At 68.2% G+C, this 22,673-nt stretch carries 36 protein-coding genes; 33 read left to right on the top strand and 3 right to left on the bottom strand.

All coding sequences use genetic code 11. The features are described from left to right. The first annotated feature begins 4 nt into the window (after positions 1–4). From rplD to truA, 30 genes are all read left to right on the top strand, one after another. Positions 5–667, top strand: coding sequence for a 50S ribosomal protein L4 (gene rplD, locus AOK16_RS04655; protein ID WP_055470935.1), 663 nt, complete (start codon positions 5–7; stop codon positions 665–667). Then, a complete protein-coding gene (rplW, locus tag AOK16_RS04650) occupies positions 667–993 on the top strand; it encodes a 50S ribosomal protein L23 (RefSeq protein WP_055470934.1) in 327 nt (108 codons plus the stop codon). The genes rplD and rplW overlap by 1 nt, the downstream gene beginning before the upstream one ends. A 39-nt stretch (positions 994–1,032) precedes the next feature. Beyond that, entirely contained in the window at positions 1,033–1,869 is an 837-nt protein-coding gene (gene rplB, locus AOK16_RS04645; RefSeq protein ID WP_055470933.1) for a 50S ribosomal protein L2, read from the top strand. Positions 1,870–1,881: 12 nt separating this feature from the next. Beyond that, on the top strand, positions 1,882–2,163 hold the full coding sequence (rpsS, locus tag AOK16_RS04640; protein WP_055470932.1) for a 30S ribosomal protein S19: 282 nt from the start codon (positions 1,882–1,884) through the stop codon (positions 2,161–2,163). A 46-nt stretch (positions 2,164–2,209) separates the two neighbouring features. Then, on the top strand, positions 2,210–2,557 hold the full coding sequence (gene rplV, locus AOK16_RS04635; protein ID WP_055470931.1) for a 50S ribosomal protein L22: 348 nt from the start codon (positions 2,210–2,212) through the stop codon (positions 2,555–2,557). Continuing rightward, positions 2,557–3,396, top strand: coding sequence for a 30S ribosomal protein S3 (gene rpsC, locus AOK16_RS04630; RefSeq protein ID WP_055470930.1), 840 nt, complete (start codon positions 2,557–2,559; stop codon positions 3,394–3,396). Before rplV ends, rpsC begins: the two co-directional genes overlap by 1 nt. Before the next feature lie 5 nt (positions 3,397–3,401). Further along, positions 3,402–3,821, top strand: coding sequence for a 50S ribosomal protein L16 (gene rplP / locus AOK16_RS04625; RefSeq protein WP_055470929.1), 420 nt, complete (start codon positions 3,402–3,404; stop codon positions 3,819–3,821). Further along, positions 3,821–4,045, top strand: a complete 225-nt coding sequence (rpmC, locus tag AOK16_RS04620) for a 50S ribosomal protein L29 (RefSeq protein ID WP_055470928.1) — start codon at positions 3,821–3,823, stop codon at positions 4,043–4,045. Before rplP ends, rpmC begins: the two co-directional genes overlap by 1 nt. Further along, positions 4,045–4,326, top strand: coding sequence for a 30S ribosomal protein S17 (gene rpsQ / locus AOK16_RS04615; RefSeq protein ID WP_055470927.1), 282 nt, complete (start codon positions 4,045–4,047; stop codon positions 4,324–4,326). The genes rpmC and rpsQ overlap by 1 nt, the downstream gene beginning before the upstream one ends. Positions 4,327–4,435: 109 nt before the next feature. Beyond that, a complete protein-coding gene (rplN, locus tag AOK16_RS04610; protein ID WP_003992364.1) occupies positions 4,436–4,804 on the top strand; it encodes a 50S ribosomal protein L14 in 369 nt (122 codons plus the stop codon). Between the two features lie 3 nt (positions 4,805–4,807). After that, complete coding sequence (rplX, locus tag AOK16_RS04605) at positions 4,808–5,131, top strand: 50S ribosomal protein L24 (protein WP_030062892.1); 324 nt, start codon at positions 4,808–4,810, stop codon at positions 5,129–5,131. After that, a complete protein-coding gene (gene rplE / locus AOK16_RS04600) occupies positions 5,131–5,691 on the top strand; it encodes a 50S ribosomal protein L5 (RefSeq protein ID WP_055470926.1) in 561 nt (186 codons plus the stop codon). Before rplX ends, rplE begins: the two co-directional genes overlap by 1 nt. Positions 5,692–5,693: 2 nt before the next feature. Further along, entirely contained in the window at positions 5,694–5,879 is a 186-nt protein-coding gene (locus tag AOK16_RS04595) for a type Z 30S ribosomal protein S14 (protein WP_003956452.1), read from the top strand. 238 nt (positions 5,880–6,117) lie between these two features. Further along, positions 6,118–6,516, top strand: coding sequence for a 30S ribosomal protein S8 (rpsH, locus tag AOK16_RS04590; RefSeq protein ID WP_055470925.1), 399 nt, complete (start codon positions 6,118–6,120; stop codon positions 6,514–6,516). Between the two features lie 21 nt (positions 6,517–6,537). Then, positions 6,538–7,077 carry a 50S ribosomal protein L6 gene (rplF, locus tag AOK16_RS04585; protein ID WP_055470924.1) on the top strand — a complete coding sequence of 180 codons (540 nt, stop codon included), beginning with the start codon at positions 6,538–6,540 and terminating at the stop codon, positions 7,075–7,077. A 3-nt stretch (positions 7,078–7,080) separates the two neighbouring features. Then, positions 7,081–7,464, top strand: coding sequence for a 50S ribosomal protein L18 (rplR, locus tag AOK16_RS04580; RefSeq protein WP_055470923.1), 384 nt, complete (start codon positions 7,081–7,083; stop codon positions 7,462–7,464). A 42-nt stretch (positions 7,465–7,506) separates the two neighbouring features. After that, positions 7,507–8,112, top strand: coding sequence for a 30S ribosomal protein S5 (gene rpsE, locus AOK16_RS04575; protein ID WP_055470922.1), 606 nt, complete (start codon positions 7,507–7,509; stop codon positions 8,110–8,112). Continuing rightward, complete coding sequence (gene rpmD / locus AOK16_RS04570; protein WP_055470921.1) at positions 8,112–8,294, top strand: 50S ribosomal protein L30; 183 nt, start codon at positions 8,112–8,114, stop codon at positions 8,292–8,294. The genes rpsE and rpmD overlap by 1 nt, the downstream gene beginning before the upstream one ends. Before the next feature lies 1 nt (position 8,295). Further along, positions 8,296–8,751 (top strand): 50S ribosomal protein L15, encoded by a 456-nt coding sequence (gene rplO, locus AOK16_RS04565; RefSeq protein ID WP_055470920.1) that lies wholly within the window; start codon positions 8,296–8,298, stop codon positions 8,749–8,751. Positions 8,752–8,983: 232 nt separating this feature from the next. Continuing rightward, positions 8,984–10,297, top strand: coding sequence for a preprotein translocase subunit SecY (secY, locus tag AOK16_RS04560; RefSeq protein ID WP_055470919.1), 1,314 nt, complete (start codon positions 8,984–8,986; stop codon positions 10,295–10,297). Continuing rightward, a complete protein-coding gene (locus AOK16_RS04555; protein WP_055470918.1) occupies positions 10,297–10,953 on the top strand; it encodes an adenylate kinase in 657 nt (218 codons plus the stop codon). Before secY ends, AOK16_RS04555 begins: the two co-directional genes overlap by 1 nt. Before the next feature lie 163 nt (positions 10,954–11,116). Continuing rightward, positions 11,117–11,953: a type I methionyl aminopeptidase gene (gene map / locus AOK16_RS04550; RefSeq protein ID WP_055470917.1), complete on the top strand. Its 837-nt coding sequence runs from the start codon at positions 11,117–11,119 to the stop codon at positions 11,951–11,953. A 153-nt stretch (positions 11,954–12,106) separates the two neighbouring features. After that, positions 12,107–12,328, top strand: a complete 222-nt coding sequence (infA, locus tag AOK16_RS04545) for a translation initiation factor IF-1 (RefSeq protein WP_003956442.1) — start codon at positions 12,107–12,109, stop codon at positions 12,326–12,328. A gap of 59 nt (positions 12,329–12,387) precedes the next feature. Continuing rightward, positions 12,388–12,501 (top strand): 50S ribosomal protein L36, encoded by a 114-nt coding sequence (rpmJ, locus tag AOK16_RS04540; protein WP_003956441.1) that lies wholly within the window; start codon positions 12,388–12,390, stop codon positions 12,499–12,501. Positions 12,502–12,690: 189 nt separating this feature from the next. Continuing rightward, complete coding sequence (gene rpsM, locus AOK16_RS04535; protein WP_055470916.1) at positions 12,691–13,071, top strand: 30S ribosomal protein S13; 381 nt, start codon at positions 12,691–12,693, stop codon at positions 13,069–13,071. A 69-nt stretch (positions 13,072–13,140) separates the two neighbouring features. Then, on the top strand, positions 13,141–13,545 hold the full coding sequence (gene rpsK / locus AOK16_RS04530) for a 30S ribosomal protein S11 (RefSeq protein ID WP_009715860.1): 405 nt from the start codon (positions 13,141–13,143) through the stop codon (positions 13,543–13,545). Between the two features lie 25 nt (positions 13,546–13,570). Then, the gene (rpsD, locus tag AOK16_RS04525) at positions 13,571–14,197 is read left to right on the top strand and encodes a 30S ribosomal protein S4 (protein WP_055470915.1); all 627 of its coding nucleotides are present in this window, start codon (positions 13,571–13,573) and stop codon (positions 14,195–14,197) included. A 118-nt stretch (positions 14,198–14,315) separates the two neighbouring features. Continuing rightward, complete coding sequence (locus AOK16_RS04520) at positions 14,316–15,338, top strand: DNA-directed RNA polymerase subunit alpha (protein ID WP_055470914.1); 1,023 nt, start codon at positions 14,316–14,318, stop codon at positions 15,336–15,338. 80 nt (positions 15,339–15,418) lie between these two features. Further along, positions 15,419–15,952 carry a 50S ribosomal protein L17 gene (gene rplQ / locus AOK16_RS04515; RefSeq protein WP_055470913.1) on the top strand — a complete coding sequence of 178 codons (534 nt, stop codon included), beginning with the start codon at positions 15,419–15,421 and terminating at the stop codon, positions 15,950–15,952. 78 nt (positions 15,953–16,030) lie between these two features. After that, positions 16,031–16,903, top strand: a complete 873-nt coding sequence (gene truA / locus AOK16_RS04510; RefSeq protein WP_055470912.1) for a tRNA pseudouridine(38-40) synthase TruA — start codon at positions 16,031–16,033, stop codon at positions 16,901–16,903. A 110-nt stretch (positions 16,904–17,013) separates the two neighbouring features. On the opposite strand, the gene AOK16_RS04505 is transcribed toward truA, so the two are convergent. Further along, complete coding sequence (locus AOK16_RS04505) at positions 17,014–17,784, bottom strand: hypothetical protein (protein WP_338058471.1); 771 nt, start codon at positions 17,782–17,784, stop codon at positions 17,014–17,016. A 356-nt stretch (positions 17,785–18,140) separates the two neighbouring features. On the opposite strand from AOK16_RS04505, the gene rplM reads away from it, so the two are divergent. The 3 genes from rplM to glmM all read left to right on the top strand — a co-directional run bounded on the left by rplM (position 18,141) and on the right by glmM (position 20,661). Beyond that, complete coding sequence (rplM, locus tag AOK16_RS04500; RefSeq protein ID WP_055470910.1) at positions 18,141–18,584, top strand: 50S ribosomal protein L13; 444 nt, start codon at positions 18,141–18,143, stop codon at positions 18,582–18,584. Positions 18,585–18,624: 40 nt separating this feature from the next. After that, positions 18,625–19,131: a 30S ribosomal protein S9 gene (gene rpsI, locus AOK16_RS04495; protein ID WP_055470909.1), complete on the top strand. Its 507-nt coding sequence runs from the start codon at positions 18,625–18,627 to the stop codon at positions 19,129–19,131. 171 nt (positions 19,132–19,302) lie between these two features. Beyond that, on the top strand, positions 19,303–20,661 hold the full coding sequence (glmM, locus tag AOK16_RS04490) for a phosphoglucosamine mutase (protein WP_055470908.1): 1,359 nt from the start codon (positions 19,303–19,305) through the stop codon (positions 20,659–20,661). Between the two features lie 107 nt (positions 20,662–20,768). On the opposite strand, the gene AOK16_RS04485 is transcribed toward glmM, so the two are convergent. Beyond that, positions 20,769–21,734 (bottom strand): DUF389 domain-containing protein, encoded by a 966-nt coding sequence (locus AOK16_RS04485; RefSeq protein WP_055470907.1) that lies wholly within the window; start codon positions 21,732–21,734, stop codon positions 20,769–20,771. Positions 21,735–21,799: 65 nt separating this feature from the next. After that, positions 21,800–22,673, bottom strand: an 874-nt coding sequence (gene coaA / locus AOK16_RS04480) for a type I pantothenate kinase (RefSeq protein WP_055470906.1), incomplete at its 5' end; no start/stop codon positions are given.

The following is a 22,673-nucleotide window of genomic DNA, read 5'->3' as shown; positions in this document are numbered from 1 at the left end:
ACCGATGAGTACCATTGACATCCTTTCGCCGGCAGGCGACAAGGCCGGGACCGTCGAGCTCCCCGCGGAGATCTTCGACGCGCAGGTCAGCGTTCCGCTGATCCACCAGGTCGTCGTCGCCCAGCTGGCCGCTGCCCGACAGGGCACGCACAAGACCAAGACGCGTGGCGAGGTCCGCGGCGGTGGCAAGAAGCCGTACCGCCAGAAGGGCACCGGCCGCGCCCGTCAGGGTTCGACCCGCGCCCCGCAGTTCGCCGGTGGTGGCGTCGTGCACGGTCCCGTGCCGCGTGACTACTCGCAGCGGACCCCGAAGAAGATGAAGGCCGCCGCGCTCCGCGGTGCCCTCTCGGACCGGGCGCGTCACGACCGCATCCACATCGTCTCCGGCGTGGTCGAGGGCGAGGTCTCCACCAAGGCCGCCAAGACCCTGTTCGGCAAGATCAGCGAGCGCAAGAACCTGCTCCTGATCATCGACAGGGCCGACGAGGCCGCGTGGCTCTCCGCTCGCAACCTGCCCCAGGTGCACATCCTGGAGCCGGGCCAGCTGAACACGTACGACGTACTCGTCTCCGACGACGTGGTCTTCACCAAGGCCGCCTTCGAGTCCTTCGTGGCTGCTGCCCCCGTGGCTCGGCGGAACGCTCAGCTCGAAGGGAGCGACGCCTGATGACTGAGGCGACCGCTGTCACCAGCAAGACCTTCTCCGACCCCCGCGACGTGCTTTTGAAGCCGGTGGTCTCGGAGAAGAGCTACGCGCTGCTGGACGAGAACAAGTACACGTTCATCGTCGACCCGCGCGCTAACAAGACCCAGATCAGGCAGGCCGTCGAGGCGGTCTTCTCGGTCAAGGTCACCGGGGTCAACACGATCAACCGCCAGGGCAAGCGCAAGCGCACCCGCACCGGTTACGGCAAGCGCAAGGACACCAAGCGCGCCATCGTGACCCTCGCCGAGGGCGACCGTATCGACATCTTCGGCGGCCCGGTCTCCTAACGGAGTCCGAGTCGTCCGGAATCGGACGAGGACTGAGAAATGGGTATCCGCAAGTACAAGCCGACGACCCCGGGCCGTCGTGGCGCCAGCGTCGCCGACTTCGTCGAGGTCACGCGGTCCACGCCGGAGAAGTCGTTGGTCCGCCCCCTGCACAGCAAGGGTGGCCGTAACAACCAGGGACGCATCACCGTTCGCCACCAGGGTGGCGGCCACAAGCGTGCGTACCGCGTGATCGACTTCCGCCGTCACGACAAGGACGGCGTCCCGGCCAAGGTCGCACACATCGAGTACGACCCGAACCGCACCGCGCGCATCGCGCTGCTGCACTACGCCGACGGCGAGAAGCGCTACATCATCGCGCCGCGCGGTCTGCAGCAGGGTGACCGGATCGAGAACGGCCCGACGGCCGACATCAAGCCCGGCAACAACCTGGCGCTGCGCAACATCCCGGTCGGTACGACCATCCACGCCATCGAGCTGCGGCCCGGCGGCGGTGCGAAGTTCGCCCGCTCCGCCGGTGCCTCCGTGCAGCTGATGGCGAAGGAGGGCGCCTACGCCCACCTGCGCATGCCGTCGGGCGAGGTCCGCCTGGTCGACATCCGCTGCCGCGCCACCGTCGGCGAGGTCGGCAATGCCGAGCAGTCGAACATCAACTGGGGCAAGGCCGGCCGTATGCGCTGGAAGGGCGTCCGCCCGACCGTCCGCGGTGTCGTCATGAACCCCGTCGACCACCCGCACGGTGGTGGTGAGGGCAAGACCTCCGGTGGTCGCCACCCGGTCTCGCCGTGGGGTCAGAAGGAGGGCCGGACGCGCTCGCCGAAGAAGGCCAGCAGCAAGTACATCGTCCGCCGCCGCAAGACGACCAAGAAGCGCTAGGAGCAGGTTCAGATGCCGCGCAGTCTCAAGAAGGGACCCTTCGTCGACGACCACCTGAGCAAGAAGGTGGACGCGCAGAACGACGCAGGGACCAAGAACGTCATCAAGACCTGGTCTCGCCGCTCGATGATCATCCCGGCCATGCTCGGCCACACGATCGCGGTGCACGACGGCCGTAAGCACGTCCCGGTGTTCGTCACCGAGTCGATGGTCGGCCACAAGCTCGGCGAGTTCGCGCCGACCCGCACCTTCCGCGGCCACGAGAAGGACGACCGCAAGTCGCGTCGTCGCTGATCTGCGGAAAAAGCGAAGACCGATGACAGACACCGAAGGGACAACCATGGAAGCCAGGGCCCAGGCGCGGTACATCCGCGTCACGCCCATGAAGGCCCGCCGCGTGGTGGACCTCATCCGTGGCATGAACGCCACGGAGGCTCAGGCGGTCCTGCGATTCGCTCCGCAGGCCGCGAGCGTGCCGGTGGGCAAGGTGCTGGACAGCGCCATTGCCAACGCCGCGCACAACTACGACCACACCGACGCCGGCAGCCTCTACATCTCCGAGGCATTCGTCGACGAGGGCCCGACCCTGAAGCGGTTCCGTCCGCGCGCCCAGGGCCGTGCCTACCGGATCCGCAAGCGGACCAGCCACATCACCGTGGTCGTCAGCAGCAAGGAAGGAACCCGGTAATGGGCCAGAAGGTTAACCCGCACGGGTTCCGGCTCGGCATCACCACGGACTTCAAGTCCCGCTGGTACGCCGACAAGCTGTACAAGGACTACGTCAAGGAAGACGTCGCCATCCGCCGGATGATGACGAAGGGCATGGAGCGCGCCGGTATCTCCAAGGTGGAGATCGAGCGCACCCGTGACCGCGTCCGCGTCGACATCCACACCGCCCGGCCGGGTATCGTCATCGGCCGCCGCGGCGCGGAGGCCGACCGTATCCGCGGCGAGCTGGAGAAGCTCACCGGCAAGCAGGTCCAGCTGAACATCCTCGAGGTCAAGAACCCCGAGACTGACGCTCAGCTGGTCGCGCAGGCCGTCGCCGAGCAGCTGTCCTCCCGCGTCTCCTTCCGTCGCGCCATGCGCAAGAGCATGCAGTCGACGATGAAGGCCGGCGCCAAGGGCATCAAGATCCAGTGCGGTGGCCGTCTCGGCGGCGCCGAGATGTCCCGCTCGGAGTTCTACCGCGAGGGCCGTGTGCCCCTGCACACGCTCCGCGCGAACGTCGACTACGGCTTTTTCGAGGCCAAGACGACCTTCGGCCGGATCGGTGTGAAGGTCTGGATCTACAAGGGCGACGTCAAGAACATCGCCGAGGTTCGCGCCGAGAACGCCGCTGCCCGCGCCGGCAACCGCCCGGCCCGTGGCGGCGGCGCCGACCGCCCGGCCCGCGGTGGTCGCGGTGGCGAGCGTGGCGGCCGTGGCCGCAAGCCGCAGCAGCAGTCGGCTTCGGCCGCCGAGGCGCCCGCCGCCGCTGCTCCGGCTGAGGCCGCGACCCCTTCTAGCGGCGGAACGGAGGCCTGACCGACATGCTGATCCCCCGTAGGGTCAAGCACCGTAAGCAGCACCACCCGAAGCGCAGCGGTATGGCCAAGGGCGGCACCGAGCTTGCGTTCGGCGAGTACGGCATCCAGGCGGTGACCCCGGCCTACGTGACGAACCGTCAGATCGAGTCGGCTCGTATCGCCATGACCCGCCACATCAAGCGTGGTGGCAAGGTCTGGATCAACATCTACCCGGACCGTCCGCTCACGAAGAAGCCGGCCGAGACCCGCATGGGTTCCGGTAAGGGTTCTCCGGAGTGGTGGGTCGCGAACGTCAAGCCCGGTCGGGTGATGTTCGAGCTGTCCTACCCGAACGAGAAGATTGCTCGCGAGGCGCTCACCCGTGCCGCGCACAAGCTTCCGATGAAGTGCCGGATCGTTCGGCGCGAGGCAGGTGAGTCGTGATGGCGGCCGGTATCAAGGCGTCAGAGCTGCGCGAGCTGAACAACGAGGACCTCGTTGCCAAGCTGCGTGAGGCCAAGGAGGAGCTGTTCAACCTCCGCTTCCAGGCGGCGACCGGACAGCTCGAGAACCACGGCCGGCTGAAGGCCGTCCGCAAGGACATCGCCCGGATCTACACCCTGATGCGGGAGCGCGAGCTCGGCATCGAGACGGTGGAGAGCGCCTGATGAGCGAGAAGAATGTGACTGAGACGAACGACCGCGGCTTCCGCAAGACCCGTGAGGGCCTCGTCGTCAGCGACAAGATGGACAAGACCGTCGTCGTCGCTGTCGAGGACCGTGTCAAGCACGCGCTGTACGGCAAGGTCATCCGCCGTACCAACAAGCTCAAGGCGCACGACGAGCAGAACGCCGCGGGTATCGGCGACCGCGTCCTCCTCATGGAGACCCGGCCGCTGTCCGCGACCAAGCGCTGGCGCGTCGTCGAGATCCTCGAGAAGGCCAAGTAATTCCCTCCTGAAGGCAATCGCCTTCAGGGCAGGTTCCGCCAGGCTCGGCAGGGGCCGCAGCAGCAGCTGAAGCCCCTGCCGGGAACCGGCAGACGATCAGGAGATAGACGTGATCCAGCAGGAGTCGCGACTGCGCGTCGCCGACAACACTGGTGCGAAGGAGATCCTTTGCATCCGTGTTCTCGGTGGTTCCGGTCGCCGCTACGCGGGCATCGGTGACGTCATCGTCGCCACCGTCAAGGACGCGATCCCCGGTGGCAACGTGAAGAAGGGTGACGTCATCAAGGCGGTCATCGTGCGCACCGTCAAGGAGCGCCGCCGCCCCGATGGCTCGTACATCCGCTTCGACGAGAACGCGGCCGTCATCCTCAAGAACGATGGCGACCCCCGCGGCACCCGTATCTTCGGCCCGGTGGGCCGTGAGCTGCGCGAGAAGAAGTTCATGAAGATCATCTCGCTCGCGCCGGAGGTGCTGTAACCGATGAAGATCAAGAAGGGCGACCTGGTCCAGGTCATCACCGGTAAGGACAAGGGCAAGCAGGGCAAGGTCATTCAGGCCTTCCCCCGCGAGGACCGCGTCCTGGTCGAGGGTGTCAACCGGGTCAAGAAGCACACCAAGGCCGGCCAGACCGCTCGTGGCTCGAAGACCGGCGGCATCGTGACGACCGAGGCCCCCATCCACGTGAGCAACGTTCAGCTCGTGGTGGAGAAGGACGGCAACAAGGTCGTCACCCGCGTCGGATACCGCTTCGACGACGAGGGCAACAAGATCCGCGTTGCCAAGCGGACCGGTGAGGACATCTGATGACTGCCACCACCAACGCACCGCGCCTCAAGCAGCGCTACCGCGAAGAGATCGCCGGGAAGCTGAAGGACGAGTTCTCGTACGAGAACGTCATGCAGATCCCCGGTCTGAGCAAGATCGTGGTCAACATGGGTGTGGGCGACGCCGCCCGCGACTCCAAGCTGATCGAGGGCGCCATCCGCGACCTCACCACGATCACCGGCCAGAAGCCGGCCGTCACCAAGGCCCGTAAGTCCATCGCGCAGTTCAAGCTGCGCGAGGGCCAGCCGATCGGTGCCCACGTCACCCTCCGCGGTGACCGCATGTGGGAGTTCCTGGACCGTCTGCTGTCGCTCGCGCTCCCGCGCATCCGCGACTTCCGCGGTCTGTCGCCGAAGCAGTTCGACGGCCGCGGCAACTACACCTTCGGTCTCACGGAGCAGGTCATGTTCCACGAGATCGACCAGGACAAGATCGACCGGGTCCGGGGCATGGACATCACCGTGGTCACCACGGCGACCAACGACGACGAGGGCCGCGCCCTGCTTCGTCACCTCGGCTTCCCGTTCAAGGAGAACTGACCGTGGCGAAGAAGGCTCTGATCGCTAAGGCCGCCCGCAAGCCGAAGTTCGGTGTGCGCGCGTACACCCGCTGCCAGCGCTGCGGCCGGCCCCACTCCGTCTACCGCAAGTTCGGCCTCTGCCGTGTGTGCCTTCGTGAGATGGCTCACCGCGGCGAGCTGCCGGGCGTGACCAAGAGCTCCTGGTAATCCCGTAGTTCGGGACAGCCAGGGCTCTCGGTAAGCAACCGGACGGCGGGAGCCCACCTCCACATCACGTAAACTTGTGGGGTTGGGCGCCCGTCGCCCGTGACCGCCCGCGGGCACCGCCCGCAAGAAGTCGCTTACTACGCCGTAGGTCCCCCGCGCCGCACCCGTCCCGACTCCGATCGGGGAGAGGGATGGCGCAGATAGGGAAACCCCGGCGAGAGAGGCCGAAGGCCATCACATGACCATGACCGATCCGATCGCAGACATGTTGACGCGTCTGCGAAACGCGAACTCGGCATACCACGACTCCGTGTCGATGCCGCACAGCAAGATCAAGTCGCACATCGCGGAGATCCTCCAGCAGGAGGGCTTCATCACCGGCTGGAAGACCGAGGACGCCGAGGTCGGCAAGAACCTCGTCCTCGAGCTGAAGTTCGGCCCCAACCGCGAGCGCTCGATCGCCGGCATCAAGCGGATTTCGAAGCCGGGTCTGCGGGTCTACGCAAAGTCCACCAACCTGCCGAAGGTGCTCGGCGGCCTGGGCGTGGCGATCATCTCCACTTCCCACGGGCTCCTCACCGACAAGCAGGCGCAGAAGAAGGGCGTGGGTGGGGAAGTCCTCGCCTACGTCTGGTAGTCGGGAACGGAGGAAAAGCTCATGTCGCGTATTGGCAAGCTGCCCATCCAGGTTCCCGCCGGTGTGGACGTCACCATCGATGGCCGGACGGTTTCGGTGAAGGGCCCCAAGGGCTCCCTCTCCCACACCGTTGCCGCGCCGATCGAGGTCACCCGGGGTGAGGACGGCGTCATCGCCGTCACGCGCCCGAACGACGAGCGTCAGAACAAGGCCCTCCACGGCCTGTCCCGCACGCTGGTGGCGAACATGATCACCGGCGTGACCGCGGGTTACAGCAAGGCGCTCGAGATCAGCGGTGTCGGTTACCGCGTCCAGGCGAAGGGCTCCAACCTGGAGTTCTCGCTGGGCTACAGCCACCCGATCCTCGTTGAGGCGCCGGAAGGCATCACCTTCAAGGTCGAGTCGCCCACCAAGCTCAGCGTTGAGGGCATCGACAAGCAGAAGGTCGGCGAGGTCGCCGCGAACATCCGCAAGCTGCGCAAGCCCGACCCGTACAAGGCCAAGGGCGTGAAGTACGCGGGCGAGGTCATCCGCCGCAAGGTCGGAAAGGCTGGTAAGTAAGCCATGGCATACGGTGTGAAGATCGCCAAGGGCAAGGCCTACAAGGGCGCTGCTCTCAAGCGTCGCCACATCCGCGTCCGCAAGCGGATCAACGGTACGCCGGAGCGTCCGCGCCTGGTCGTGACGCGCTCCAACCGTCACATGGTGGCCCAGGTCATCGACGACATCGCGGGCCACACGCTCGCGTCCGCGTCGACCCTGGACGCTTCCATCCGCGGTGGCGAGGGCGACAAGAGCGCCCAGGCGCAGCAGGTCGGCGCCCTGGTCGCCGAGCGTGCCAAGGCCGCCGGAGTCGAGGCCGTCGTGTTCGACCGCGGTGGCAACAAGTACGCCGGGCGCATCGCCGCTCTGGCCGACGCCGCCCGCGAGGCCGGGCTCAGGTTCTGAGCCGGTTCCGGTAAGCGGACGTAAACGAGGAGAGGTAATCCAATGGCTGGACCCCAGCGCCGCGGTGGCGGCGCCGGTGGCGGCGAGCGGCGGGACCGGAAGGGCCGTGACGGCGGCGCAGCTGCCGCCGAGAAGACCGCGTACGTTGAGCGCGTTGTCGCGATCAACCGCGTCGCCAAGGTTGTGAAGGGTGGTCGTCGCTTCAGCTTCACCGCGCTGGTCGTGGTGGGCGACGGTGACGGCACCGTGGGTGTCGGATACGGCAAGGCCAAGGAGGTGCCGGCCGCCATCGCCAAGGGTGTGGAGGAGGCCAAGAAGCACTTCTTCAAGGTCCCCCGGATCCAGGGCACCATCCCGCACCCCATCCAGGGCGAGAAGGCCGCGGGCGTCGTCCTGCTCAAGCCGGCTTCCCCCGGTACCGGTGTGATCGCCGGTGGCCCGGTGCGCGCCGTGCTGGAGTGCGCGGGCATCCACGACGTGCTGAGCAAGTCGCTCGGCTCGTCGAACCCGATCAACATCGTGCACGCCACGGTGGAGGCGCTCCGGGGCCTGCAGCGGCCCGAGGAGATCGCCGCCCGCCGCGGTCTGCCGCTCGAGGACGTCGCCCCCGCGGCTCTGCTGCGGGCGCGTGCCGGGGTGGGTGCGTAATGGCTCGCCTGAAGATCACGCAGACGAAGTCGTACATCGGCAGCAAGCAGAACCACCGTGACACGCTGCGCTCGCTTGGTCTGAAGAAGATCAACGACGTGGTCGTCAAGGAGGACCGCCCCGAGATCCGCGGCATGGCCAACACCGTGCGGCACCTCGTGACGGTCGAGGAGGTCGACTGACATGGCGGAGCAGAACCCGCTGAAGGTCCACAACCTCCGGCCCGCCCCGGGCGCCAAGACCGCCAAGACCCGTGTGGGTCGTGGTGAGGCGTCCAAGGGTAAGACCGCTGGTCGTGGCACCAAGGGCACCAAGGCCCGCTACCAGGTTCCGGAGCGCTTCGAGGGTGGGCAGATGCCCCTCCACATGCGCCTCCCGAAGCTCAAGGGCTTCAAGAACCCGTTCAAGACCGAGTACCAGGTCGTGAACCTCGACAAGCTGGCCGCGCTCTACCCGCAGGGTGGCGAGGTCACGGTCGCGGACCTGGTGGCCAAGGGCGCGGTTCGCAAGAACCAGCTCGTCAAGGTGCTCGGCTCCGGCGAGGTCTCCGTGGCGCTGCAGGTGACGGTCGACGCCGTCTCCGGCTCCGCTAAGGAGAAGATCACCGCCGCCGGCGGCACCGTCACCGAGCTCGTCTGAGCCCGATGATTCAATCAACCGGGGATGCCTCTTAATGGGGCATCCCCGGTTGGTCGTTCCAAGCCGGGCAGGTACGCCGGTATGGTGGCGTGCATCGTGCTGTATTTTCCGGGGGCCATCCCGGGCCGGCCGTGCGGACAGTGTCTGCGCGGCTTTTGACTGATTACTTACCCGTCGTCGTTTTCCAGACCGTCACCTCACGCGCCGATACGCGGGGGTCGCAGGAGGCACCGTGCTCACCGCGTTCGCCCGGGCGTTCAAGACGCCCGACCTGCGCAAGAAGCTGCTGTTCACGCTCGGCATCATTGTGCTGTTCCGGCTCGGGGCGCACGTCCCGATCCCCGGCGTCAGCTATCCGAACGTCAACTACTGCATGAAGCAGGCCGAGGGCAGCCAGGGGCTGTTCGGCCTGGTCAACATGTTCAGTGGCGGCGCGCTGCTGCAGATCACGATCTTCGCGCTCGGCATCATGCCGTACATCACGGCGAGCATCATCCTTCAGCTGCTGACCGTGGTCATCCCGCGGCTGGAGGCTCTGAAGAAGGAGGGGCAGTCCGGCCAGGCGAAGATCACGCAGTACACCCGCTATCTGACCGTCGCGCTGGCCGTGCTCCAGGGCACCGGCCTGGTGGCCACCGCCCGGAGCGGAAGCCTCTTCCCGCAGTGCGACCGCGCCGGGCAGATCATCCCGGACCAGTCGATCTTCACGACCATCGTCATGGTCATCACCATGACCGCGGGCACTGCGCTGATCATGTGGCTCGGTGAGCTGATCACCGACCGCGGTATCGGCAACGGCATGTCGATCCTGATGTTCATCTCGATCGCCGCCGGCTTCCCGGGCCAGCTCTGGTCGATCAAGCAGCAGGGCAAGATCATGGACGGCTGGCTGGAGTTCGGCGTCGTGATCGCGGTCGGCCTCGCGATGGTGGGTCTGGTGGTCTTCGTCGAGCAGGCGCAGCGGCGCATTCCGGTGCAGTACGCGAAGCGCATGATCGGCCGCAGGTCCTACGGCGGCACGTCGACGTACATCCCGCTGAAGGTCAACCAGGCGGGTGTGATTCCCGTCATCTTCGCCTCGTCGCTGCTCTACATTCCGGCCTTGATCGTCCAGTTCAGCGGCTCGAAGTCGGGCTGGGCGACGTGGATCAACCAGCACTTCGTGAAGGGTGACCACCCGTATTACATGGTCACCTACTTCCTGCTCATTGTTTTCTTCGCCTTCTTCTACGTGGCCATCTCGTTCAACCCCGAGGAAGTCGCGGACAACATGAAGAAGTATGGTGGCTTCATCCCGGGCATCCGGGCTGGTCGACCCACGGCTGAGTACCTCAGCTACGTGCTCAATCGGATCACCTGGCCGGGGTCGCTGTACCTGGGCTTGATCGCACTCGTGCCGACAACGGCGTTGGCGGGGTTCGGCGCGAACCAGAACTTCCCGTTCGGTGGGACAAGCATCCTGATCATCGTGGGTGTGGGTCTGGAGACCGTGAAGCAGATCGAGAGCCAGCTTCAGCAGCGTAACTACGAAGGGTTCCTCCGCTGATGCGAATCGTCCTCGTCGGGCCTCCTGGGGCGGGCAAGGGAACGCAGGCCGCGTACCTCGCCACGAACCTGTCGATCCCGCACATCTCCACGGGCGACCTCTTCCGCGCCAACATGAGCCAGGGCACGCCGCTCGGCGAGCAGGCGAAGCAGTACATGAACGCGGGCGAGCTGGTTCCGGACGAGGTCACGATCGGGATGGCGAAGGATCGGCTCGAGGAGGCGGACGCGGTCGAGGGCTTTCTGCTCGACGGCTTCCCGCGGAACCTCAACCAGGCCAAGGCGCTGGACGAGATCCTGCTGGAGCGGGGCATCGCGCTCGACGCGGTGCTGGACCTGGAGGTCCCCGAGGACGAGGTGGTCAAGCGGATCGCCGGCCGCCGTACCTGCCGCAGCAACAGCGCGCACACCTTCCACGTGGAGTACAAGAAGCCCAAGGTGGAGGGCGTGTGCGACGAGTGCGGCGGTGAGCTGTACCAGCGCGAGGACGACAGCGAGGAAACGGTCCGCAGGCGCCTGGAGGTCTACCACCGCGAGACCGAGCCGATCATCGACTACTACCAGGCCCAGGGCCTGGTCGTGACGATCTCGGCGCTGGGGAAGGTCTCCGAGGTGACCCAGCGCGCGATGGAAGCCCTACGGCAGAACGCGGCCTGAGCGCGCGCGCTCAGGAGACGGCCGCGGTGTCCTCAAGGACACCGCGGCCCCTCTTTGCGGCTAAACCGCCGCCGCTCTCGCGGAGGTGGTAGCTCGCCACGGGGGTTCCTCAATTGATGGTTACTGTTGTGGGACGTAACCGACGGAAAGCGGAGACTGGCCCATGGTGGAGATCAAGACCCCCGAGCAGATCGCGAAGATGCGCGAGGCGGGGCTGGTGGTCGCCGCGGTGCACGCCGCCTGCCGTGCGGCCGCGGTTCCCGGGGCCACCACCAAGGACCTGGACGACGCTGCGCGGAAGGTGCTGGCCGAGCACGGCGCGAAGTCCAACTTCCTTGGCTACGGCGGCTTTCCGGCCACCATCTGCACATCGGTCAACGAGGTCGTGGTGCACGGCATCCCGGACGCCGAGACCGTCCTGAAGGACGGCGACATCATCTCCATCGACGCCGGCGCGATCGTCGACGGCTGGCACGGCGACGCCGCCTTCACCGCTTTCGTGGGCAGCGGCCACGCCCCGGAACTCCTCGAACTCAGCCGGGTCACCGAGGAGTCCATGTGGTCCGGGATCGCCGCGGTGAAGCAGGGCAACCGGCTGGTCGACATCTCCAAGGCCATCGAGGGCTACATCCGCCGCCAGCCCCGCCCGGCCACCGGCAAGTACGGGATCATCGAGGACTACGGCGGCCACGGCATCGGCTCGCAGATGCACATGGACCCGCACCTGCTGAACTACGTGGACCGCAAGCGCGGTCGCGGCCCCCGTCTCGTACCCGGCTTCTGCATCGCGATCGAGCCGATGGTAAGTCTGGGCACCCCGCGGACCCATGTGCTTGAGGACGACTGGACCGTCAAGACCGACGACGGGACCTGGTCCTCGCACTGGGAGCACTCGGTCGCGCTGACCGAGCAGGGGCCGCTGGTGCTGACGGCGGTGGACGGCGGAAAGGCCAAGCTCGCGGAGTACGGCGTCACCGCCGCTCCCGACCCCCTGGGTTAACGATCTTGCCCGGTGGGCAGATTGAAGGGCCCGATTCGTCTTTCCCGATGCCCTGACGTAGACTGATGCGTCGGCTCTCGTGCATCCGTATGCCCGTACGCGGGATGCGGTTCTGCGAGTGCTGATCAAGGTAGCCGATTCGAAGGGCGAAGCGTGGCCAAGAAGCAAGGTGCCATCGAGATCGAGGGCACCGTGATCGAGTCCCTGCCGAACGCCATGTTCAAGGTGGAGCTCCAGAACGGTCACAAAGTCCTCGCGCACATCAGCGGCAAGATGCGGATGCACTACATCCGCATCCTTCCCGACGACCGGGTCGTGGTGGAGCTCTCTCCCTACGACCTGACGCGCGGCCGCATCGTCTACCGCTACAAGTAGATCTTGCCTGCACCCCGCTCCCGTGGGGTGACGGCACTGACCCGGAGAACCTCGATCCCATGAAGGTCAAGCCGAGCGTCAAGAAGATCTGCGACAAGTGCAAGGTGATCCGCCGCCACGGCCGGGTCATGGTCATCTGCGACAACCTGCGCCACAAGCAGCGCCAGGGCTGACGCACGCCGACCACCTGCACCTCGCAGTTACTTCGCGCGACGCACAGCGACACACGTACATAAGCAGACACCCGACCCCCCGCGCAGGCGTGGGGACGACACCCCCGGTCGGAGGCCGGGGACCCGGCTCGTAGCCAGCTACGGGAACGGTGCTGCGGAAGACCTCCGAAGAGCCATCAGGAGCCATCAGTGGCACGCATTGAAGGCGTTGATCTCCCGCGCGACAAGCGCGTGGAGGTCGCCCTCACCTACGTCTTCGGCATCGGGCGCACCCGTGCCCAGGAGACGCTGGAGAACACCGGTGTGAACCCCGACACCCGCGTTCGCGACCTGTCCGAGGAGGACCTGGTCAAGATCCGCGAGTACGTGGACGCCAACCTCAAGACCGAGGGTGACCTCCGTCGCGAGATCCAGGCCGACATCCGCCGCAAGGTCGAGATCGGCTGCTACCAGGGTCTGCGTCACCGCCGTGGCCTGCCCGTCCACGGTCAGCGCACCAGCACCAACGCTCGCACCCGCAAGGGCCCGCGTCGCGCGATCGCCGGCAAGAAGAAGCCGGGCAAGAAGTAGTCCTCACCGGACGCTGCCAAGCGGTCCGAGCTGTAGGACCGACCACCTCCACGGGAGAAGATCCACAGAATGCCTCCGAAGAGCCGTACGGCCGGCGCCAAGAAGGTGCGCCGCAAGGAGAAGAAGAACGTCGCCCACGGGCACGCTCACATCAAGAGCACGTTCAACAACACGATCGTCTCGATCACCGACCCGACCGGGAACGTGATCTCTTGGGCCTCGGCCGGCCACGTCGGCTTCAAGGGCTCGCGCAAGTCGACCCCCTTCGCCGCGCAGATGGCCGCCGAGTCGGCCGCCCGCCGCGCGCAGGAGCACGGCATGCGCAAGGTCGACGTCTTCGTCAAGGGTCCCGGCTCCGGCCGTGAGACCGCGATCCGCTCCCTCCAGGCCACGGGCCTCGAGGTCGGTTCGATCCAGGACGTCACCCCCACCCCGCACAACGGATGCCGCCCGCCCAAGCGCCGCCGCGTCTGATCGACCAGTAGGAGACAAGACAACAATGGCGCGTTACACCGGGGCCGACTGCAAGCGTTGCCGTCGGGAGAAGCAGAAGCTCTTCCTCAAGGGGAGCAAGTGCGAGAGCGCGAAGTGCCCGATCGAGATCCGTCCTTACCCCCCGGGTGAGCACGGACGCGGGCGCACCAAGGACAGCGAGTACCTGCTGCAGAAGCGTGAGAAGCAGAAGTGTGCTCGCATCTACGGTGTCCTCGAGAAGCAGTTCCGCGGCTACTACAGCGAGGCCAACCGCAAGCAGGGCAAGACCGGCGAGAATCTGCTGCGTATCCTCGAGACCCGCCTCGACAACGTGGTCTACCGGGCCGGCTTCGCCAAGTCCCGTGACCACGCCCGTCAGTTGGTCCGCCACGGCCACATCCTCGTGAACGGCCGCAAGACCGACATCCCGTCGGCTCGCGTGGCTGTGAACGACATCATCGAGGTCCGCGAGTCCTCCCGGAACATGACCCCGTTCCAGGTGGCTCAGGCCGAGGCCGGCGAGAGGACCGTCCCGGCGTGGCTGGAGGCGATCCCCTCGAAGCTGCGGATCCTGGTGCACTCGCTGCCCGAGCGTCCTGCGATCGACACGCAGGTGCAGGAGCAGCTGATCGTCGAGCTCTACTCGAAGTAACCACTTCGGGCGGGCCGCGGTCTCACGGGCGGTACGGCCTCTTCGCGGGTCGTGCCGCCCGTACCATTGAAGGGTTCGGCGTCAAATAGCGGGCGCCGAAGACTGGAGGCAATTCCCCATGCTGATCGCTCAGCGTCCTTCGTTGACCGAAGAGGTCGTCGACGAGTTCCGCTCCCGGTTCGTGATCGAGCCGCTGGAGCCGGGCTTCGGCTACACCCTCGGCAACTCCCTGCGTCGTACGCTCCTCTCCTCGATTCCGGGTGCGGCGGTCACGTCCATCCGCATCGACGGCGTTCTGCACGAGTTCACCACCGTGCCGGGCGTCAAGGAGGACGTCACCGACCTGATCCTCAACATCAAGCAGCTGGTTGTCTCCTCGGAGCACGACGAGCCGGTCGTGATGTACCTGCGCAAGCAGGGCCCCGGCCTGGTCACCGCCGCGGACATCGCCCCGCCGGCCGGTGTCGAGGTGCACAACCCGGACCTGGTCCTGGCCACGCTCAACGGCAAGGGCAAGCTGGAGATGGAGCTGACCGTCGAGCGCGGTCGCGGCTATGTCTCCGCCGTCCAGAACAAGCAGGTGGGCCAGGAGATCGGCCGCATCCCGGTCGACTCCATCTACTCGCCGGTCCTCAAGGTCACCTACAAGGTCGAGGCGACCCGTGTCGAGCAGCGCACCGACTTCGACAAGCTGATCGTCGACGTCGAGACCAAGCAGGCCATGCGGCCGCGTGACGCCATGGCGTCGGCCGGCAAGACCCTGGTCGAGCTGTTCGGCCTGGCCCGCGAGCTCAACATCGACGCCGAGGGCATCGACATGGGCCCGTCCCCGACGGACGCCGCCCTGGCTGCCGACCTGGCGCTGCCGATCGAGGAGCTCGAGCTCACCGTCCGGTCGTACAACTGCCTCAAGCGCGAGGGCATCCACTCCGTGGGTGAGCTCGTGGCCCGCTCCGAGGCGGACCTGCTCGACATCCGTAACTTCGGTGCGAAGTCGATCGACGAGGTCAAGGCGAAGCTGGCCGGCATGGGCCTGGCCCTCAAGGACAGCCCGCCCGGATTCGACCCGACCGCCGCCGCCGACGCGTTCGGCGCCGAGGACGAGGGCGACACCGGTTTCGTGGAGACCGAGCAGTACTGATTCTTCCGGCGGGCAACAGCCCGTACGGACCCTGACACCGGTACCTGATACGGCCGGTGCAGACACCGAGGAGAAACACCATGCCGAAGCCCACCAAGGGCGCCCGTCTGGGCGGCAGCGCTTCGCACGAGCGGCACATCCTGGCGAACCTCGCCACCGCGCTGTTCGAGCACGGCCGGATCACGACCACCGAGGCGAAGGCCCGCCGCCTGCGTCCGGTGGCCGAGCGTCTGATCACCAAGGCGAAGAAGGGCGACCTTCACAACCGCCGTCTGGTGCTCCAGACCGTCCGCGACAAGGGTGTCGTCCACACCCTGTTCACGGAGATCGGCCCGCGCTACGAGAACCGTCCGGGTGGCTACACCCGGATCACCAAGATCGGTAACCGTCGCGGCGACAACGCGCCCATGGCGGTCATCGAGCTGGTCGAGGCGCTGACCGTGGCCCAGCAGGCCACCGGTGAGGCCGAGGCCGCGACCAAGCGCGCGGTCAAGGAGGCCGAGACCAAGGCCGTCGAGGAGACCAAGGGCGACGAGGCCCCGGTCACCGAGGCCGCCGAGGCTCCGGCCGAGCCCGCCGCCGACGCGGCTGGTGAGGCTGCGAAGGACGCCTGAGCCGGCTGATGGCTCTTGGACGGGCCCGCACCCAGCTTCGGCTGGGGGCGGGCCCTTCCGCATGGAGAGGATCTGTGGGTGACTGACGAGGTGGAGCCCGGGGCCGTACGGGTCCGGCTGGATCTCTCGTACGATGGCAAGGACTTCTCGGGCTGGGCGCGGCAGCGTGAACGGCGCACGGTCCAGGGCGAGTTGGAGAGCGCGCTGCGGACCGTCCTGCGGCTGCCCGAGCCGGTGGAGCTGACCGTCGCGGGGCGTACGGACGCGGGGGTGCACGCGCGGGGGCAGGTCGCGCACGTGGACCTGCCGGAGGACGTCTGGGGCGAGCACGGCGAGAAGCTGCTGCGGCGGCTCGCGGGGCGGCTGCCGCACGACGTGCGGGTGTGGCGGGTGGCCGAGGCGCCGGCCGGGTTCAACGCGCGGTTCTCCGCGATCTGGCGCCGGTACGCGTACCGGGTCGGGGACCACCGCGGCGGAGTCGATCCGCTGCGCCGCGGCCATGTGCTGTGGCACGACTGGCCGTTGGACGTCGAGCTGATGAACGACGCGGCCAAGCGGCTGCTCGGCGAGCACGACTTCGCCGCGTACTGCAAGAAGCGCGAGGGCGCGACCACCATCCGCAAGCTGCTCGACCTGCACTGGGAGCGGCCGGGGCCGGGGGAGGAGGACGCCGGGCTCGCGGTCGCGACCGTGCGGGCCGACGCCTTCTGCCACAACATGGTGCGCGCCCTGGTCGGCGCGCTGCTGCTGGTGGGCGACGGGCACCGCCCGGCCGGATTTCCGCGCGAGGTGCTGGCGGGGCGCGTACGCCACTCGGCTGTCAACGTCGTGCGTCCGCACGGTCTGACGCTGGAGGAGGTCGGCTACCCGCCCGACGACCAGCTTGCCGCGCGCAACCTGGCGGCGCGGAACAAGCGGACGCTGCCGCCGGGCGGGGCGGGCTGCTGCTGAGTCAGGGCCGTGGGGAGTGTGGAGATCGTGGACCAATGGGACGTGTGATGTATGTCACGTGAACGCGGGGGATGGGTGGCGTCGCACCACTGGGCCGGCGCCGCGTCGCGCTACTGGGACGTCTGGGCCGCGGCCGCTGCCGCGGCCTGCTGTTCGCCCCGGGTCCGGATCCGGGTGAAGGTGTAGTCCGAGACGTCCTTGCCCGCCTGGCGGGCAAGGGTGTCGGCGGTGGTCACCGCCTGGCCCGAGGTGTAGCCCGCGACCGTGAAGTAGGCGTAGCGGCCGACGGAGTTGAGGGTCAGCCGGCAGGCCGTGGCCTGGCAGAAGGCCGGCACGCCGCCGCCCGCCAGCGGCTGGATGTTGCCCGCGGCGTTCTGCTTGGCCTTCGCGGCCTGGGCGGGCGAGTCGAAAACCGCGACGCCGACGGTGACGGCGACCCCGCCCTGGTGGAACGTCGCCCGGATCACACGCCGGCAGCCGTTGCCGGTGAGCACCGGGCCCAGGCGGGGGGAGGCGGCGGCCGCGCAGTCCGTGGAGTCGGAGGCGGCGGCCATGGCGTACGTGCGGGTGCCGCCGGCCGCCTTCCTCCCCGGGTAGAGGGTGGACGCGCTGAGCGGCGCGGTGTCCTTCTTCGGGTCGGAGATGTAGTCGAGCGGGTTCGGCGGGGGCGGCACCGAGACGTCGGAGAAGGTGGGCTCGGGCTGGTCCGGCTCGGCGGGCAGGGAGGCGGCCGAGGGCAGGGTCTCCGGCTTGTCGTCCGCGTCGTTCGCGCTGACCACGGCCAGTGCGACGATCGCGGCCACCGCCGCGGTCGCCAGCGCGCCGCCGCCGATCAGCAGCAGCCGCCGCTTCCGGTTGCGCGCGGCCGTCTCGTCCGCCATTGCTCCCCAGTCCGGTGTGTGCGACTGGTCCCCTGGGCCCAAGGGCCCCCCTTGCCCGAAACTCATGGCGGGCATCCTACGAAAGGCAGTTGGGCCGCGCGTGGGCGGGCCGTGAGGATCCGGTGAGCCCGCCCCAGGAGCCTGTTTTGACCGGTCCGGGGCCGGGCCGGTATTCTGCCAGTTCGTTATGCGTATTGGCTTGCTCGTTCTCACGTGAGAGGCCGCTACGCCGGTCCACCGGGCCGATGACCAGCAGTAGGCACTCGGGTTGCGTCCCCGAGTGTCTCGAAGGCTGTCGTGATCGTCCGGGTGGCCTTGTCAGGACCACACTCACTGAAGAAGCGAAGGCTACGACCGTGCGTACGTACAGCCCCAAGCCCGGCGACGTGACGCGTCAGTGGCACGTCATCGACGCCACCGACGTTGTTCTGGGCCGTCTGGCCTCCCAGGCCGCCACCCTTCTCCGGGGCAAGCACAAGCCGGTTTACGCGCCGCACGTTGACACCGGTGACTTCGTCATCATCGTCAACGCCGACAAGGTGCACCTCTCCGGCAACAAGCGGACCCAGAAGATGGCCTACCGCCACTCCGGCTACCCGGGTGGTCTGCGGTCCGTCCGCTACGACGAGCTCCTCGAGAAGAACCCCGAGAAGGCCGTCGAGAAGGCCATCAAGGGCATGCTCCCCAAGAACACCCTGGGCCGTCAGATGCTCTCGAAGCTGAAGGTCTACGCGGGTGCCGAGCACCCGCACGGCGCTCAGCAGCCGGTCCCGTTCGAGATCACCCAGGTCGCGCAGTAGTCCCGGCCACCCCTAAGACGAAGAGAATCTGAGGAGCATCGTGGCCGAGACCACCGCTGAGACCCCCCTCGACGAGGTCGAGGAGTATACCACCGAGAGCACCGTCGAGGTCGAGTCGGAGTACACCTCCGAGTCGCTCGCGTCCCGCTTCGGCGAGCCCCAGCCGGCCGCCGGCACCGGCCGCCGCAAGAACGCCGTGGCCCGCGTCCGTATCGTCCCGGGCAGCGGCAAGTGGAAGATCAACGGTCGCACCCTTGAGGAGTACTTCCCCAACAAGGTGCACCAGCAGGAAGTCAACGAGCCCTTCAAGGTGCTCGAGCTGGACGACCGCTACGACGTCATCGCCCGCATCTCGGGTGGCGGCGTCTCCGGTCAGGCCGGTGCCCTGCGCCTGGGCATCGCCCGCGCGCTGAACGAGGCGGACGTGGACAACAACCGCGGCCCGCTGAAGAAGGCCGGCTTCCTGACCCGCGACGCCCGCGCCACCGAGCGCAAGAAGGCCGGTCTGAAGAAGGCCCGCAAGGCGCCGCAGTACAGCAAGCGCTGATCGAGCGGCGCGCGCCGACCGCCCGCGCGGTCCGCGTTCGCCCTCGGTCGAACGCCCCGGCGGCACACCCGTGCCGCCGGGGCGTTCGTCTATCGACGGCTGGGGCGTATACAGGTTCACAAGGCGCTGGCGCCCGGCGGCCGGCAGTTTCGAGCAACTCGGAGGACACCAGTGGGACGACTCTTCGGCACCGATGGCGTGCGCGGCGTCGCGAACGCGGACCTTACGGCGGAGCTGGCACTCGGCCTGTCGGTCGCGGCGGCGCACGTGCTGGGCGAGGCGGGCACGTTCGAGGGCCATCGGCCCACCGCGGTGGTGGGGCGCGATCCCCGCGCGTCCGGGGAGTTCCTGGAGGCCGCCGTCGTGGCGGGCCTCGCAAGCGCGGGCGTGGACGTCCTGCGCGTCGGTGTGCTGCCCACCCCGGCGGTGGCGTATCTCACCGGCGCGCTGGGCGCCGACCTCGGCGTGATGCTGTCCGCCAGCCACAACCCGATGCCCGACAACGGCATCAAGTTCTTCGCGCGCGGCGGGCACAAGCTCGCGGACGAGCTGGAGGACCGCATCGAGTCCGTCTACGAGGAGCACCGGTCGGGCGAGCCGTGGGACCGGCCGACCGGCGCGGGCGTGGGCCGGGTGCGCACGTACGACGAGGGGTTCGACAACTACGTCGCGCACCTCATCGGCGTACTCCCCAACCGCCTCGACGGGCTGAAAGTCGTCCTGGACGAGGCGCACGGCGCGGCCGCGCGGGTCTCGCCGGAGGCGTTCGCGCGGGCCGGCGCCGAGGTGATCACGATCGGCGCGGACCCGGACGGGCTCAACATCAACGACGGCTGCGGCTCCACCCACCTGGACCTGCTGAAGGACGCGGTCGTGGAGAACGGCGCCGACCTCGGCATCGCCCACGACGGCGACGCGGACCGCTGCCTGGCCGTGGACGCGGCGGGCAACGAGGTCGACGGCGACCAGATCCTGGCCGTGCTGGCGCTCGCGCTGCGCGAGGCCGAGGGCCTGCGGAAGAACACCGTGGTCGGCACCGTCATGTCCAACCTCGGCTTCAAGCTGGCCATGGAGCGCGAGAGCGTCGAGCTGGTCCAGACGGCGGTCGGCGACCGCTACGTGCTGGAGGCGATGAAGGAGCACGGCTACGCGCTGGGCGGCGAGCAGTCCGGCCACGTGATCATCCTCGACCACGCCACGACCGGCGACGGCACCCTCACCGGCCTCATGCTGGCCGCCCGGGTGGCGGCCACCGGCCGCGGCCTCGCGGACCTCGCGGGCGTCATGGAGCGGCTGCCGCAGGTGCTGATCAACGTGCCGGACGTGGACAGGGCGCGGGTCGGGACGAGCGAGGAGCTGGCGGCGGCCGTGGCCGACGCGGAGCGCGAGCTGGGCTCGACCGGCCGCGTGCTGCTGCGCCCCTCCGGCACCGAGCCGCTGGTACGGGTCATGGTCGAGGCGGCGGACATCGAGCAGGCCCGCTCGGTGGCGGGGCGGCTAGCGGACTCGGTGAAGTCGGCGCTGGGGTAGGGGAGTTCGGGCCTGGGCTGTGGAGTCCGGGCCCGGGGTTCGGGCCTGGGCTTCGGGGTTCGGGACCCGGGGCTTGACGCGCCCCGGGGCTTGACGCCCGCCACGGGCTAGGGCTGGGCCGTCGCCTTGCGGGCGGCGGCCTTCGCCGTGCGCTCGCGCTGCTTCGCCCAGAGGAGCTTCTGCACGAACAGCGTGAGCGTGCCCGCGAGGATGATCCCGGCCAGGTTGAGCAGCAGCTGCTCGGTGGAGCCGCGGGCCTGCGCGTATTCGCCGTAGCTGAGGGCGACGGCCGCGTTGGCGGCGGCCGGGACGGTGGTCACCGAGATCGCCACGCCGACCAGCGCGCCGGACTTCGCGGAGGTCAGCGAGAGCGTCCCGGCGATACCCGCCAGGACGGCCACGACGAAGGAGAACATGTCGGGCTTCCAGATGAAGCCGGTGTTCGGGCGCTCGGCCGTGACCTGGTAGTCGTGGAAGAGGTTGAAGCCGTTCATCATCAGGCTGAAGCCCACCGTCAGCGCCATCGCGACCGCGAAGCCGACCAGGAGCGCGACCAGGGAGCGCAGCGCGAGCCGGGACGCCCGCTGCACCAGCGCCGTACAGATCCCGGCGAGCGGGCCGAACTCCGGGCCCACCGCCATCGCGCCGACGATCAGGATCGCGTTGTCCAGCACCACACCGCAGGCGGCGATCATCGTGGCGACGGCCAGGAACGCCAGGTAGGTGACGGAGAGCGTCGACTCCTCGTGCGTGGACTCGGCCAGGTGCTCCCACAGGACGGCGTCCGCGCCTTCGCCGGGGGCCGCCTCCTCGGCCTGGTCGGCGCGGTGCGAGAGCGACAGGTCGATGTTCTCGACGGAGATCGAGCCGTCCTTCTCGATGCCCAACTCACCCAGCTCGCCGAGCAGTTCGTCGGCCACCTCCCGGGCGACATCGCACATCACCAGGTCGCCGACCGGGTCGCGGGCGGCGCCCGGCAGTACGGCGAGGTGGGTGGTGCCGATGCTCTTCTCGATGCAGGCGACGGCCTCGTCCGTGCGGTCGGCGGGCACGATCATGCGGAGATGCAGCACGGGTCGGCGTTCCTCTGGTGGTCGGTTCCGGGCTTCCGGTGGAGCTCGAGCTACCGCGGTCGCCCTCAGAGCTTCCGCAGGGAGAGGCGCTGGACCTTGTGGTCCGGGCCCTTGCGCAGCACCAGGTTCGCACGGCCGCGGGTCGGGGCCACATTCTGTTCCAGATTCGGCCGGTTGACGGTCCGCCACATCATCCGCGCGTAGTCCAGCGCCTCCTCCTCCGAGACCTGCGTGTACTTGCGGAAGTACGAGGACGGGTCCTGGAAAGCGGTTTTGCGGAGCTTGCGGAAGCGGCCGAGGTACCAGCGCTCGATGTCCTCGGTCCTCGCGTCCACGTAGACACTGAAGTCGAAGAAGTCCGCGAGCCCCAGGCGCGTACGGCCGTCCTTGCCCGGGAGGGCGGGCTGGAGGACGTTGAGGCCCTCCACGATGAGGATGTCGGGGCGGCGCACGGTCAGCCGCTCGCCGGGCACGATGTCGTAGATCAGGTGCGAGTAGACGGGCGCCGACACCTCGTCCCTGCCGGACTTCACGTCGGCGACGAAGCGGGTCAGGGCGCGGCGGTCGAAGGATTCCGGAAAGCCCTTGCGGGACATCAGCCCGCGGCTGTGGAGCTCGGCGTTGGGCAGCAGGAACCCGTCGGTGGTGACCAGCTCCACGCGCGGGTGCTCCGGCCACCGGGCCAGCAGCGCCTGGAGGAGGCGGGCCGTCGTGGACTTTCCGACGGCCACGCTGCCGGCGACGCCGATGACGAACGGGGTACCGGGCTGGGAGCCGTGGCCGCCGCCGGCGTCGCCGAGGAAGGTGTTGAGCGCGCCGCGGAGGCTGCTGGTGGCGCCCACGTAGAGGTTGAGCAGCCGGGAGAGCGGGAGGTAGACGTCGCGCACCTCGTCGAGGTCGATGACATCGCCGAGGCCGCGCAGCCGCTCGACCTCCTCG

It is taken from the genome of Streptomyces pathocidini, assembly GCF_001418495.1.
In the GTDB taxonomy this organism is placed as follows: Bacteria; Actinomycetota; Actinomycetes; order Streptomycetales; family Streptomycetaceae; genus Streptomyces; species Streptomyces pathocidini.
The sequence above is the reverse complement of the archived record's forward strand: the minus strand, read 5'-3'. Positions and strand labels throughout refer to the sequence as shown.